This window comes from Vibrio sp. 2134-1 (genome assembly GCF_033339495.1).
Genome location: NZ_JAWOUS010000492.1, coordinates 1 through 664 on the forward strand (window position 1 = coordinate 1; position 664 = coordinate 664).

Below are 664 nucleotides of genomic sequence, written 5' to 3' on the forward strand. Positions count from 1 at the left end.
ACCATATTTGGTTCAAGTGCTGCAGCGTTTGTTGGAAGAGTCAGATGTAGAGCCGTATCAAGCGGAAGTGATTGCCGATTCCACTTGGGAATACATTGATTCAGACAGCACAGTACGTTCAACCACCGGCGTGGAAGACAGCACCTACGAATCGATGAAACCTTCGTATTTAGCGGCTAATGGTTGGATGGCAGACAAAACTGAACTGCGCGCGGTATATCAAGTGAGTGGTGAAATTTATCAAAAGATTGAGCCCTTGGTATGTGCGATCCCAAGTGATGATTGGCGTTTAAACGTCAACACGATAGAGGTGGAACAAGCGCCGATTTTAGTCGCTATGTTTTCACCGAACTTGAGCAGCAGCGATGCGGTTCAACTGATAGACAAGCGCCCCTTCGATGGTTGGGACAGCTTAGATGAATTTCTAGCGGAGTCAGAATTAACTGGCTTGAGCGATGATGTAAAGAAAAACGCCAAAGGCTATTTAGGAGTGGATAGCTCCTTCTTCGAATTGGATGCACAAGTGTTAGTGGATGATTCACGAGTACGTATCCGAAGCCTTTTGCAAAGTACAAATAGAGAAACGGTGACGGTCGTTCGCCGTCGTTTTGGAGGGATCAGTGAGCGAGTTTCTGACCGTTCGGCTGAGTAGCGAACAACAAAG

The 664-nt window shown here is 46.8% G+C and carries 1 protein-coding gene; it reads left to right on the forward strand.

The genetic code is table 11. From position 1 onward, the window contains the following. Window positions 1-652, forward strand: a 652-nt coding sequence (gene gspK, locus R7R78_RS26825) for a type II secretion system minor pseudopilin GspK (protein ID WP_225474700.1), incomplete at its 5' end; no start/stop codon positions are given. Between the last annotated feature and the right edge of the window lie 12 nt (window positions 653-664).